The sequence below is a fragment of the Gemmatimonadales bacterium genome, from assembly GCA_036265815.1.
Classification (GTDB): domain Bacteria; phylum Gemmatimonadota; class Gemmatimonadetes; order Gemmatimonadales; family GWC2-71-9; genus CAVVWJ01.
The window spans coordinates 1-13,278 of record DATAOI010000070.1; the positions used below are offsets into that span (position 1 = coordinate 1).

General features: G+C 69.5%; 10 protein-coding genes. 3 read left to right on the plus strand and 7 right to left on the minus strand.

What is annotated here, in order from left to right; genetic code table 11:
* The 4 genes from VHR41_15165 to VHR41_15180 form a co-directional block, all read right to left on the minus strand.
* Positions 1-1,206: glycogen/starch synthase (locus tag VHR41_15165; GenBank protein HEX3235537.1), on the minus strand; the 1,206-nt coding region annotated here is incomplete at its 3' end.
* A gap of 10 nt (positions 1,207-1,216) precedes the next feature.
* A complete protein-coding gene (gene glgP / locus VHR41_15170) occupies positions 1,217-3,370 on the minus strand; it encodes an alpha-glucan family phosphorylase (protein HEX3235538.1) in 2,154 nt (717 codons plus the stop codon).
* An 18-nt stretch (positions 3,371-3,388) separates the two neighbouring features.
* The gene (ettA, locus tag VHR41_15175; GenBank protein ID HEX3235539.1) at positions 3,389-5,065 is read right to left on the minus strand and encodes an energy-dependent translational throttle protein EttA; all 1,677 of its coding nucleotides are present in this window, start codon (positions 5,063-5,065) and stop codon (positions 3,389-3,391) included.
* A 93-nt stretch (positions 5,066-5,158) separates the two neighbouring features.
* The gene (locus VHR41_15180; protein HEX3235540.1) at positions 5,159-5,533 is read right to left on the minus strand and encodes an SWIB/MDM2 domain-containing protein; all 375 of its coding nucleotides are present in this window, start codon (positions 5,531-5,533) and stop codon (positions 5,159-5,161) included.
* Positions 5,534-5,784: 251 nt separating this feature from the next.
* On the opposite strand from VHR41_15180, the gene VHR41_15185 reads away from it, so the two are divergent.
* The gene (locus VHR41_15185; GenBank protein ID HEX3235541.1) at positions 5,785-7,041 is read left to right on the plus strand and encodes a PQQ-dependent sugar dehydrogenase; all 1,257 of its coding nucleotides are present in this window, start codon (positions 5,785-5,787) and stop codon (positions 7,039-7,041) included.
* Between the two features lie 6 nt (positions 7,042-7,047).
* Here the strand turns inward: VHR41_15185 and thrC are convergent, their stop codons facing one another.
* The 3 genes from thrC to thrA are packed head-to-tail and all read right to left on the minus strand — an operon-like array spanning position 7,048 to position 11,788.
* Positions 7,048-8,346: a threonine synthase gene (gene thrC, locus VHR41_15190; GenBank protein HEX3235542.1), complete on the minus strand. Its 1,299-nt coding sequence runs from the start codon at positions 8,344-8,346 to the stop codon at positions 7,048-7,050.
* A complete protein-coding gene (locus VHR41_15195; GenBank protein HEX3235543.1) occupies positions 8,343-9,302 on the minus strand; it encodes a homoserine kinase in 960 nt (319 codons plus the stop codon). The genes thrC and VHR41_15195 overlap by 4 nt, the downstream gene beginning before the upstream one ends.
* Positions 9,299-11,788 carry a bifunctional aspartate kinase/homoserine dehydrogenase I gene (gene thrA, locus VHR41_15200; protein HEX3235544.1) on the minus strand — a complete coding sequence of 830 codons (2,490 nt, stop codon included), beginning with the start codon at positions 11,786-11,788 and terminating at the stop codon, positions 9,299-9,301. Before thrA ends, VHR41_15195 begins: the two co-directional genes overlap by 4 nt.
* Before the next feature lie 116 nt (positions 11,789-11,904).
* Here thrA and VHR41_15205 point away from each other — a divergent pair, with 116 nt between their 5' ends.
* Both VHR41_15205 and VHR41_15210 read left to right on the plus strand, forming a co-directional pair.
* Positions 11,905-12,423 carry a TIGR03546 family protein gene (locus VHR41_15205; protein ID HEX3235545.1) on the plus strand — a complete coding sequence of 173 codons (519 nt, stop codon included), beginning with the start codon at positions 11,905-11,907 and terminating at the stop codon, positions 12,421-12,423.
* Positions 12,424-12,426: 3 nt separating this feature from the next.
* Positions 12,427-13,278 (plus strand): hypothetical protein (locus VHR41_15210; GenBank protein HEX3235546.1); only part of this gene is annotated, 852 nt, incomplete at its 3' end.

The window sequence follows — 13,278 nt, forward strand, 5'->3', positions numbered from 1 at the left end:
GAGGAAGATGTCGGCGCCGGCCATGAGCCGGTGCTCCAGCCGGTCGGTGAAGTCGAACTGCACGCCGATCCGGTTGGGCGCCGAGGAGGCGAGCTCCACCAGCGCCTGCTCGTACTTCTGCTCCCCGCTCCCGAGGAAGACGAACTGGGCGTCGGAGTCGAGCAGGTCCCGCGCGGCGAGGATCAGATCCAGCCCTTTCTGAGTCACCAGCCGGCCGGTCATCCCGAACAGCGGCACCTTGCGCCGCTGGGGCAGTCCGAACGAGCGCTGGAGCGCCGCCTTGCAGCGTCGCTTGCCCTCGAGCTTCTGGGCCGAGTACTGCGCGGTGATCTGCCGGTCGCTGGCGGGGTCCCAGGCGTGCTGGTCGATGCCGTTCAGCACCCCGACCAGCCGATCGCCCAGGGATTGGAAGAGATCGTGCAGACCGAAGCCGCCACCCGGCGTCCGAAGCTCACGGGCCTGGGTGGGGCTCACGGTGGTGACGAAGTCGGTGAACGTGAGGCCGCCCTTGAGGAAGTTCACCTTTCCGTACCACTCGAGCTGCCGCCAATTGTACAGCGACCAGGGCAGTCCCACCTCGGGCATCACCTCCGGGGGGAAGTGACCCTGATAACCGGGGTTGTGGACCGACAGCACGGTCGTGGTGTCCGCCGCGAAGCTCTGGTCGGCCAGCGTGGTGCGGAGGTAGACCGGCACCAGCGCCGTGTGCCAGTCATGGGCGTGTACCAGCACCGGCCCGGCCACCAGGCGGGGCAGGGCGGTGAGCGCGGCCAGGGCAAAGAAGGCGAAGCGGCGGGCGTTGTCGGGATAGTCGACCGCGTTCTCGCCGTAGATCCCGGGCCGGTTGAAATACTCCAGGTGCTCGATGAAGAAGACCTGCGGCCCCTTGATCGGGCCGGCCACGCGGAATACCCGGGCCTCCTCGGAGTGGTTCCCCAGAGGCACGAGGAAAGGCGGCCCGACCGGCTCGAGGTCGGGGGCCTCGTCGCGCACGGTCCGGTAGAGCGGAAGGATGGCGGCGACGTTGAGCCCTGCGGCCCGCTGAAACGCGGCAAGCCCGCTCACCGCCTCGGCCATGCCGCCGATGCGGGCGAACGGATAGTACTCCGCCGTGACATGCACGACGGAGACGGCCTGGCCGGTCGATGTCACCAGCGGCGTCGCGACACCCGCCGGCGCCCGAGCCGGCTCGCGAGTGGTGGGCATCCTCTCACCCTCATATCGTGGGCGGATCGTCGCCCGACGACTCCCCCCGAATGGCAGGAGCATAATATTCCTGGACGTATTCCTGCAGCATCCGTCGCCCGCTGAAGCGGCTGCCGGCCAGCCGCATGGCATGGCGCATCTTCTCGACCCAGCCCAGCGGCGTCCCCCGTGAATCCCGCGTGTAGAAGAGCGGGACCACCTGCTCCTCCAGCAGCCGGTAGAACCGCTCGGCATCGGCGGCGTCGGTGTCTTCGGTCTCGCCCGCGGGAGAGATGGCCCAGCCGCTCAACCCATCGTAGCCCTCCTGCCACCAGCCATCGAGCGTGCTGAGCTGGGGAACCCCGTTGAGCGCCGCCTTCATCCCGCTGGTTCCCGAGGCCTCCAGCGGCACCCGCGGGAGGTTGACCCAGAGGTCGACACCCTGGACCAGGAGATGGGCCAGGTGCATGTCGTAGTCCTCCAGGAACGCGACCCGGCCCTCGAACTCGGGATCCCGGGTGAACTGATAGACGCTCTGCAGCACTTCCTTCCCCGGATTGTCGGCCGGGTGGGCCTTGCCCGCGAAGACGATCTGCACCGGACGCCAGGGATCGACCAGCAGGCGGCGGAGCCGGTCCAGGTCGCGGAAGACCAGGTTGGCGCGCTTATAGGTGGCGAAGCGCCGGGCGAAGCCGATGGTGAGCGCGGTGGGATCGAGCAGGGTTCCGGCGCCGACCACCTGGGCCGCCTCCTTGAGCTGCCCGGCGAAGCGGCGCCGAGCGTCCTCGCGGATGAAGTCCGCCAGGATCCGCTTGAGGCGGCCGTGCACCTCCCACAGCTTCGCATGATCCAGCGTGAGGACCTGATCCCAGAACCCCGGCTCGTCCAGCCGGGCGCCCCAGCCCTCGCCCAGGTGCTCGTCGAGCAGCGCCATGATGGTGCTGGCCATCCAGGTGGCGAGATGCACCCCGTTGGTCACATGCCCGATCGGCACCGTCTCCCAGGGGCGGCCGGGCCAGAGGTCGCGCCACAGGTTTCGCGAGACCTGCCCGTGGCGCCGGGAGACGCCGTTCACTCGACCCGACAGCCGCATCGCCGTCGCGGTCATGTGAAACTGCCCGGGGAGCGCGGGATGCGCGCCGAGGCTGAAGAAGGCGTCCCGGTCGATGCCGATCTCTTCCCACACGGGTCCGGTGCAGCCCTCCAGCTGCTCGACGGCGAAGGCATCATGCCCCGCCGGAACCGGCGTGTGCGTGGTGAACACCCCGTGAGTCCGGACCTGTCGCACCGCATCGGCGAAGCCGAGGCCGCTGGCGGTGGCCTCGCGGAGGCGCTCGACCATCATGAACGCGGCGTGCCCCTCGTTGGCGTGCCACACCGCGGGATCGATCCCCAGCGCCCGCAGCACCCGAACCCCGCCGACGCCCAGGATCCACTCCTGGCGGAGCCGCATGTCCGGCCCCCCGGCGTACAGCTTGCTCATGAGGGCGCGGTCATCCGGGTGGTTGAGCTCCAGGTTGGTGTCCAGCAGGTAGATCGGCATCCGACCCACCATCATGCGCCAGGCCTGCACGTGCACCGGTCGGCCCGATGTATCCACTGTGGCAAGGAACGGCTCCTTGCCGCCGTTGGCCACCGGACTGAGGGGGGTGAGGCTGACATCGTACTCCACGTCGCTGTCCTGCTGCCAGCCGTCGAGGGTGAGCCGCTGGTCGAAGTATCCCTTCCGGTAGAAGAGGCCGACGCCGACCATGGGTACGCCGAGATCGCTGGCCGACTTGCAGTGGTCGCCTGCCAGGACGCCCAGGCCGCCGGAGTAGATCGGCACCGAATTGTGCAGGCCGAACTCGGCGCAGAAGTAGGCGACCGGCCGCCCGTCGAGGTCGGGGTACTCATGGGTGAACCAGGTGTCCTGGCTGGTGGTCTCGTGCCCCAGCCGGATCATGACGTCGTCGTAGCGCCGGAGAAAGTCGCTGTCGCTGGCGCAGGCGGCGACCCGCGCCGGATCGACCCGGCAGAGCAGCTCGAGTGGATTGTGGCGGGTGAGATGCCACAGCGGCTCGTCGATGGAACGGAAGAGGCTGCGGGCCTCCCGGCTCCAACTCCACCACAGGTTCATCGCGAGCGAGGACAGACCTTCGATGCGCGCGGGGAGGTAGGGAATCCGGCTGTGCGAGGTCGTCATGCCCAAGTATAGCGCATTCTAGTGCACCAGCTTCTTGTATCGGATGCGATGCGGTTGATCGGCCGCCACACCCTTCCGCCGCTTGAAGTCGGCCGCATACTCCTGGTAGTTCCCTTCGTACCAGACGACCTCGCTGTTTCCTTCGAACGCCAGAATGTGGGTGGCGATCCGATCCAGAAACCAGCGGTCATGGCTGATGACCACCGCGCAGCCGGCGAACTCGAGCAGGGCCTCCTCCAGCGCGCGCAGGGTGTCGACGTCAAGATCGTTGCTCGGCTCGTCCAGCAACAGGAGGTTGCCGCCGCTCTTCAGCACCTTGGCCAGGTGCACCCGGTTCCGCTCGCCGCCGGAGAGGAGACCCACCTTCTTCTGCTGGTCCGCGCCGCGAAAGTTGAATCCCGCACAGTAGGCCCGGGCGTTCACGGTGCGGCGGCCGAACTGGAGCTGGTCCATGCCGCCGGAGATCTCCTGGTAGACCGTGAGCTCGGGGTCGAGCGCGTCCCGGCTCTGGTCGACGTAGGCGAGCTGGACGGTGGAGCCGACGGTGAGCCGCCCGCCATCGGGCTGCTCCTGGCCGGTGATCATGCGGAAGAGCGTGGTCTTGCCCGCGCCGTTCGGTCCGATGACCCCGACGATGCCGCCCCGGGGCAGCGCGAAGTCGAGCCCGTCGATCAGCAAGCGGTCGCCGAATCCCTTGCTGAGCTGTTCGGCGATCACCACCTCATCGCCCAGCCGGGGCGGCACCGGGATCAGGATCTCGGCGCTGCCCTCCTGCTGGCGCTCGGCTTCGTCGCGCAGCCGCTCGAAGGCGGTGATGCGGGCCTTGTTCTTGGCATGGCGCGCGCGGGGAGACATGCGGATCCACTCCAGCTCGTGCTGCAGGGTCCGCTGGCGCGCGGAGGTCTGCTTCTCCTCTTGGGCCAGGCGTCGCTCCTTCTGCTCCAGCCAGGAGGAGTAGTTGCCTTCCCAGGGAATGCCGGCGCCCTGGTAGAGCTCCAGGATCCACCCCGCGACGTTGTCCAGGAAGTAGCGGTCGTGGGTGACCGCCACCACCGTCCCCTTGAACTCGGCCAGATACCGCTCCAGCCACCAGACGCTTTCGGCGTCCAGGTGATTGGTCGGCTCGTCCAGCAGGAGCATGTCCGGCTGCTCGAGGAGCAGACGGCAGAGCGCGACGCGACGCCGCTCGCCACCCGAGATCCGCCCGACGTCGGCGTCGCCGGGTGGGAGCCGGAGGGCGTCCATGGCCATGTCGACCTTGTGATCCAGCTCCCAGAGGCCGAGGGCGTCGATCCGTTCCTGCAGGTTGCCCTGCTTCTCCAGCAGCCGGCTCATCTGGTCGTCATCCATCGGCTCGGCGAACTTCGCGCTGATCTCGTTGAACTGGTCCAGTAGGGCCTGCTGCTCGCGGACGCCCTCCATCACGTTGCCGCGGACGTCCTTGGACGGGTCGAGCTGGGGCTCCTGCGCCAGATAGCCGATGCGGGTGCCAGGAAGCGGCCGCGCCTCCCCCAGGAAGTCTCGATCGACGCCCGCCATGATCCGGAGCAGTGTGGATTTTCCGGCGCCGTTGGCGCCCAGCACACCGATCTTGGCCCCGGGGAAGAACGAGAGGTAGATCCCCTTGAGGATCTCCCGGGAAGGGGGCGCGACCTTGCTGAGGTCGCGCATGGTGAAGATGTATTCGCCGGCCATGGGCAAGAAGATAAGCGAGGAGGCCGCAGAGCCAACCGAGGCATGAAAAAAGGGCGCCTCAGCGGAGGCGCCCTTACTGCGTGCGGGGTACGGTTAGCTGAGGTGCTTGTTGACCATCTTGGTCATGTCGAACATCGAGACCTGGCTCTTGCCGCCGAAGACCGGACGGAGCTTGTCATCGGCATTGATGGCGCGGCGGTTCTTGGAGTCCTGCAACCCGTTCCGCTTGATGTACGCCCAGAGCTTCTTGGTGACTTCGGTGCGCGGGATGGGGGAGGAGCCCACGACGGCGGAGAGCTGCGCGCTCGGCTGCATCGGCTTCATGAACGCGGCGCTCGGGACCCGCTTCTTGCCGCTCGACTTCTTGGCGGCCTTCTTGGTGGTGCGCCTGGTAGCCTTCTTGGCGGTGGACCTTCTGGCGGCTTTCTTCGCTGGTCTACGTGCGGCAGTCTTCTTCTTGGTGGCCATCGCGTGTCTCCCAGTGATTGTGAGAACCCTGCGTGCCTCGACACCAGCAGAACTACCGTGTCAAACAGTACACCTCCGCGGCGGATTTACAATAGGGAAATGGTGATTTTCCCTCGGAGAACCCCGATTTCCGTTCGAAACTCCCCCGGAACGCCGGACCCGAGCCCCGCGACACCGCGCCGGAATATCTTCCCTGGTGGTCCGGTGGAGCGGACGACTCCGCCGGGAATTCCCCTGAAATGGTGGTGCCCATGTCTGTCTCGTCGATGGTCCGCCTGGTGGCGCTCGCCGCCCTCCCCGCAACTGCCGTTCTCGCTATCGCGTCCCGGCGGCCTGCCTCCCCCTGTTCCCCGGGCGAGAGCGGGCTGATCGTGCCGGATGGGTTCTGCGCCACGGTGGTGGCCAGCGACCTTGGCCCGGTCCGTCAGCTCGCCGTCTCCCCCAGTGGTGACCTCTACGCGGCGATCTCCGGGCGCAGCAGGCTGTTCGGCGGGGGTGGCGTGACCGCCTTGCGTGATCGTGACGGGGATGGCAAGCCGGAGGAGCACGCCAGCTTCGGTCCGCGGGGCGGAAACGATGTCAAGCTCCACGACGGATATGTCTATCTGGCCCTCGACGACCGCGTTCTTCGCTGGCGCTTGCCCAACGGGGCGCTGGCTCCCGCGAGCGATCCCGAGATGATCGTGGCCCGACTACCCGATGAAGGAGATCATACGGCGAAGAGCCTCGCGTTCCCTGGCGGGAACGTGATGCTGGTGAACATCGGGTCGGCCACCAATAGCTGCCAGGAACGAAATCGCGCCCGGCGGTCCAAGGGACAAGAGCCCTGCCGGGAGCTGGAGCGCCGCGCCGGGATCTGGCAGTTCGTCGCCGATCGCGCCGGACAGACCTTCGCCGATGGCAAGCGCTTCGCCACCGGCCTCAGGAATACCGAGGCACTCGCGGTACAGCCCGGGACCGGCGCCGTGTACGGCGGTGTGATGGGCCGGGACCAGCTGGCCGACAACTGGGGCTTCAGCGCCGAGGTGAGCGCCAACGATCCGGCGGAGGAGCTGGTGCGAATGGAGGCGGGGGACGATTTCGGCTGGCCCTACTGCTACTACAGCAACGAAGTGCACAAGAAGGTGCTGGCGCCGGAGTACGGAGGAGACGGCCGGACCGTGGGCCGGTGCGCCAAGGCCAAGGACCCGGCCATCGCCTTCCCCGGCCACTGGGCACCGCTCGCCCTCGCCTTCGTCACCGGCAACGCGCTCGGCGCGAAGTACGACGGCGGGCTGTTCATCGCCTTCCACGGCTCGTGGAACCGGGCCCCGCTGCCCCAGACCGGGTACCGGATAGTGTTCGCGCCCTTCGCCGACGGCCGGCCCAGCGGTGCGTACGAGACCTTCGCGACCGGCGCGGGGGGACCGACCTCGCTCAGGGCCAGCGGGGTGGCCATGGGGAAGGACGGTGCCCTCTACATCAGCGCCGACAACGAGGAGAAGATCTGGCGGGTGGCCAGACGCTGAGCGGGGCTAACGTGACACTGACCGCAGCACCCGCTCGACGGCGGAGAGGGTGGGCTCGATCTCGATGGGAGCATTCGCCCCGGGCGGCGGCGGCTCGGTCTCCCGGTGGTAGGTGAGGAGCACGCCGGGATCCTTCAGGATGTGCCCGGTGAGCACCGCGACGGCGTGCTCCGCCGGGTCCATGAGCCCGCGCGCCACCAGCTCCCGCACGCCGGCGACGCTCGCGGCACTGGCAGGCTCGCAGCCCACGCCGCAGGCATCCACCGCGGCCTTGGCCTCCAGCAGCTCGTCGTCCGCCAAGGCCAGCACCACGCCTTTGGTCTCCCGGATCGCCCGGACCGCGCGATCGTAGGACGCGGGGTCCCCGATGCGGATCGCCGTCGCGACCGTCTCCGCCTTGACCTTGTGCCGCCTGGCGAAGCCGCCCTCGTAACTTCGGGCGAACGGCGCCGCGCCCGCCGCCTGCACCGCCGCCAGGCGCGGGAGCCGGGAGATGAGCCCCCAGGCGTACGCCTCGCGCAGCGCCTTCCCGAACGCCGCCGTGTTGCCCAGGTTGCCGGCCGGAAGCACGATCCAGTGCGGCGGCTCCCAGCCGAGCTGCTGCAGCAGCTCCAGCACGATGGTCTTCTGTCCCTCCAGCCGAAACGGATTGATCGAGTTGAGCAGGTAGACGCCGAGCTGACTGCTCGCCTCCTCCACCAATCGAAGACAGTCGTCGAAGTCCCCGCGCACCAGCAGGGTCTTGGCGCCGTACGCCAGTGTCTGTGCCAGCTTCCCCAGCGCCACCGCCTGCGCGGGCACCAGCACGAGCGCGGGAAGACTTGCCTGGGCCGCGTACGCCGCGAGCGAGGCGGAGGTGTTGCCGGTCGAGGCGCACGCCACGGCGGTGGCGCCGATGCGGCGGGCCTGGGTGACGCCGACCGTCATCCCCCGATCCTTGAAGGAGCCGGTGGGGTTGTGACCTTCGTGCTTGAGCAGCAGGTGACCGACACCGGTCCACCGGTCGAGCGCGGTGCGATGGATCAACGGCGTGTTGCCCTCGGGATGAGAGACCACCTCCGTGGCCGACGGCAGCACGATCTCGCGAAAGCGCCACACCCCCGAGGCGGAGACTCCCGGCCGCTGCCCGCGGCGCTCGGTGAAGCGCTGCAGCAGCGCCTGTGGCGGACCGGGCGGCGGCCGATGGCGGATCTCGAGCAGACCGCCGCACACGGTGCAACGGGGATGTGGATCGAGCTCGGTGGCCTCGTTGCCGCAGGTCAGGCACACCTGCCAGCTCGGCGGACGCTGCGTGTCGAATCTCACGGTGACTCTCCCGCCGCGTCGATCAGCCGCGCGCCGACCCGGTCGACCTGATCGACGCTCGACTCGCTGCGAATGCCTCGCGATAGATATCCGGAGACCATCGCCGCCGCGACCCGCTCGCCCGCCGCCCGCCCGCGGGTGAGCGCGAACGCCGTGGGACCGCTGCCCGAGATGGAGCTCCCCAGCGCCCCCGCGGACAGCGCCGCGGCCTTGGCCTCGGCAAAGCCGGGCAGGAGCGGCGCGCGCACCGGCTCGGCGATCCGGTCATCGATCGCCCGGCCGAGCAGGGCGAAGTCGCCCAGGGCGAGGGCGGCCACCAGGGCACCCACCTGAGCCGCCTGATGGACGGCCACGTCTCGACGAATCTCCTCCGGCAGCACGCTGCGTGCGTGCGCCGTGCGCAGCTGCTGGTCCGGCCGCACCAGGACGACGTGGAGATCATCCGGTACCGGGAGCTGCACCAGGTCCAGCGTGTCCATGCACCGAATGAGCACGATGCCCCCCAACAGCGACGGCGCGATGTTGTCCAGATGGCGGCCCGCGACCGCTTCCTCGGCAACCAGGCATGCCTTGAGCAGCTCCGTCCACTCGAGCGGTCCGCCCAGCAAGGCATTGACGGCCACGGCGCCGGCCACGGCGGAGGCGGCACTGCCGCCCTGACCGCCTGAGAGGGGCAGTCCCTTCCGGACCGAGAGCGCGATGCCGCGGCCGCGGGAGAGGTCCGCGGCGGCCGCGGCGGCCACCGCGTGCGCCGCGAGACCGGCCGTATGGTGCCGGGAATCGCTGGAGAGGTCCGGGTGTCCCGGCGCCAGGATGTGGACGCCGGGCCGGTCCACCCATTCGGCGCGCACCACGTCTCCTCTGCCGGCCACGGCCAGCCCGAGGATATCGAGTCCCGGTCCGACGTTGCCGATGCCGCCGGGCGCGAACGCGACGACGGGAGCGTCGCTCTTCATGCGCCCGCGAGCCGGAGGATGTCGTTCAGCACGCCCGCGGCCGTCACCTCGGCGCCGGCGCCCGGGCCGGTGATGACCAGCGGATTCGCCTTGTAGCGTGCCGTGGTGAAGACCAGCTGATTGTCGGAGCCCTTGATCGCGGCCAGCGGACTGGCGGTCGGGACGGCGCGGAGCCCGACGGCGATCTTGCTGGGCGTCACCGTGGCCACGTAGCGCAGCACCGTGCCCGCCGCTCCGGCGGCAGTGACCCGGCGCTTCCACCCGCCGTCGAGCTCCTCCAGGCGCTCGAGGAACTCCGCCAGCGGGAGCGGGCGGGCCCACTTGGGCACCAGGGATTCGACCGCGGTCCGCTTGAGCTCGCCGGGATAGCCGAGCAGGCGCCCCAGGATCAATGCCTTCCGCCCGACGTCCATGCCGGAGAGATCCTCGCGGGGATCGGGCTCGGTGTATCCGCGGCTCATGGCGGCGCGGACGGCAACCGAGAATGCCACCCCGGCGGACACCTCGCTCAGGACGAAGCCCAGCGTGCCGGAGAGTAATCCCTCGATGTGGTCGACCCGATCGCCCGACTCGATGAGCTTGTGGTAGGTATCGATGACCGGGAGGCCCGCACCGACCGTGGCCTCGTGCAGGATGCGCCGGCCCCGGGCCCGGGCCGTCTCCCACAGCGCGTCGCTCACGGCGCGGCGCCCCGCCAGCGGGCGCTTGTTGGCGAGGACGAGGTCCATGCCGCTGGTGAGCGCCTGCTCCAGCACCGGGGCGGTGTCGTCCGCGGTGAGATCGACCAGCACCGGCCGGGTGAGCGCATATGCCGCGATGTGCGCCACTGCGTCCGAGGCCGTTCCGGCGCGCCCCTTGGTCATCGCGGCCACCCGGCGCCCCCGTTGCTTCTCCTTGGCCAGCGCGGCCAGGCGGCGGGGAGCCAGGCCCTGGGGATCGAAGATGAAGCCCGAGCGGTCGATGATGCCGGCCACCCTGAGCGAGAGCGCCGGCCGGTCGACCCGGCCGATCAGCGCGCTGAGCGAGCGGCCGATCTGCCCGAAGCCCAGCAGCACCAGCTCCATCCGCTCCGGCTGGATGACGCCGCCGCCGGCGAGGCGAGAGAGCTGGAACGCCCCATGGATCCGCCGCTGCGCCTCGGCGGCGTGGCGCTCCTCGACCACCACCGAGATGTTGAGCTCGGAGGAGCCCTGGGCGATCGCGACCACGTTGATCTTTCCCGCCGCCAGCGCGGAGAAGACCCCGGCCGCCACGCCCGGGGTCCCGTGCATGCCGAGCCCCACCACGGCGACCGTGGCCATGCCGGGGCTCACCTCGACGCCGTCGATCTCGCCGCGGGAGATCTCGCCCTTGAACTCGCGCTGGAGGCTCTCCTGGGCCTCGGTCGCGAGGGTGTCCGGCACGCTGAAGCAGATCGAATGCTCCGAGGAGGCCTGGGAGATGAGCGAGACGGAGATCTGCCGGGCATGCAGCGACGCGAAGGTGCGCGCCGCGATGCCGGGCACTCCGAGCATGCCGCTGCCGGTAACGGTGACGAGCGCCTGGGCGCCGGCGGCGGTGAGGGCCTTGACCGGGAAGCGGGCCGGCGCCACGCGCTCGGAGACTTCGGTGCCGGTGGCCGTGGGATCGGCGAAGGGGCGCACGTAAATCGGGATCCGCCGGCCTGCCAGCGGGATCAGGGCTCGCGGGTGGAGCACTTTGGCCCCGTAGTACGCCAGCTCGGCCGCCTCGCGGGCGTGGAGCTGGGGAATGACCCGGGCCTCCGGGACCACTCGCGGATCCGCCGTGAGCAGGCCCGGGACGTCCTTCCAGAGAGAGACGCGGGCGGCGCCGAGACCGCGCGCGAGCAGCGTCGCGGTGAGATCCGAGCCGCCCCGGCCCAGGGTCGCGGTCTCGCCTTCCGGCGTGGCGCCGATGAATCCGGGCACGACCGGCACGATGCCCCGCGCGAGCAGCGGCGCCAGCAGCCGCTGAGTGCAGCGGTCGGTCCTTGGAAAGTCGGGCGCGGCCTGGCCGAACGCGCCGTCAGTGTGAATGAGCTCCAGCGCGTCCACGTACTTGGCCCGGACCCCGGAGGCATCGAGCGCCGCCGCCACCAGCCGGGCGCTCAGGCGCTCGCCGCGGGAGATCAGATAGTCGGTGGTGCGCGCGGTGAGCTCGCGCAGCAGACGGAGGCCCTGGGCCAGCGCCTCGAGTTCCTCGAACACGTCGCTCACGTAGGCCAGCACGTCGGCCCGTGCCGCGCCGGCCGGGAGCAGCGCCCGCGCCACTTCCGCGTGACGGGTGCGCAGCCGGGCGATCAGCGACGTGACGGTGCGCGACTCGCCACTTCCGGCCTGCTGCGCCACGCCGAGGAGGGCATCGGTGGTGCCCGCCATGGCGGAGACCACCACCACGGTAGGCTCCGGACGGTGACGGCGGATGATGTCGACGGCGTGGCGAACGGCAGCGGAGTCGGCCAGCGACGCACCGCCGAACTTGTGCACCTGCGGTGCTCGGCGGGATCGGGGCATAGGGGCGCAGGATAATACGGCGGTGGGCTCCGGGCCATGGCTCCGCGCGCGGTGTGGCCCGAGGCCCGAGGACATGACATCTTTCCCCCATGCTCACTCTGCTCAAGCTGATCCAGTCGATCATCAAGACGCTGCACTCCGAGGGCACGCCCACCCAGGTGGCGCTGGGGATCGCCCTGGGATCGGTGCTCGGCCTCACCCCGCTGATGAACGTCCACAACCTGATCATGTTTTCCCTGATCGTGCTGCTCAACGTCTCCTTCGGCGGCGCGATGCTGGGCTGGGCGTTATTCGTCCCGCTCGGGTTTCTGCTCGATCCCGTGTTCCATGCCATCGGTACTCGCCTGCTGGAGGCACCGTCGCTCCGGTCCCTGTGGACCTCGTGGTACAACACGCCCCTGCTGCCGTACACCAATTTCAACAACACCGTGGTGCTGGGGAGCGTGGTCGGGTGGGTGGTGCTCAGCGTGCCGATCTTCTTCGCGGCGCGATACGGCGTGGCCCGGTATCGCGCCACCATCGGCGAGCGGGTGCGGCAGTCCAAGTTCTACAAGGCGGTGACCGCGTCCCAGGTGTACAACTGGTACCGCCTCTTCCGGCCGAGCTGACCGATGCGCGTCAAGATCTTCCGCTGGAAGGCGATCGGTCCGCTGCTCCTGCTGCTCGGGATCCTCACCGTCCTGGTGATCCTCTTCGCCGAGCCGTTGGCGCGGGACACCACCGAGGAGGCCAGCACCGAGCTGCTCGGCACCCAGGTCGATGTCGGCAAGCTCGACCTGCTGCCCCGGCAGGCGTCGGTGAATCTGGGCGCGCTCCAGATTGCCGATCCGTTCGAGCCGCGGCGCAACCTGGTCGAGGCGGAGCAGATTCGCCTCAAGCTCAACCCCGAGGCGCTGGCGGAGAAGAAGCTGGTGGTGGAGCAATTCACGCTGCACGGCATGCGGTTCGGCACTGCCCGGCGAGTGCCCGCCCGGCCGGTGAAGGGCGGCGGCTTCGCCCCCCAGGCGCTCCGCGCCGTGCGGCAGTGGGGCCAACAGTTCGACGTGCCCCTGCTCCAGCTCACCCCGATCGACACGATCAAGAATCTGGTGCTCAATCCGACCCAGCTCGGCACGGTCCAGGCCGCACAGGGGCTCGTCGCGCGCACCGATTCCACTCGTCGAGCGCTGGAGCAGGGATTCACCCAGCTGGATGTTCGCGGCACGGTGGATTCGGCCCGGACGCTGGCCGACCGGCTGGCCGCCACCGATCCGCGCAAGCTCGGCCTCGACGGCACCCGCCAGGCGATCCAATCGGTCCAAGCGACGCTCAAACAACTGGATCAGGCCAAGCAGCAAGTGAACGGCTTGCAGCGGCAGGTCACCCAAGGCGTCCAGCTCCTCGGCACGGGCGTGCAGGGGTTGGATGAGGCCCGGCGGAAGGACTACGCGTTCGCCAAGTCGCTGCTCAAGCTGCCCAGCTTC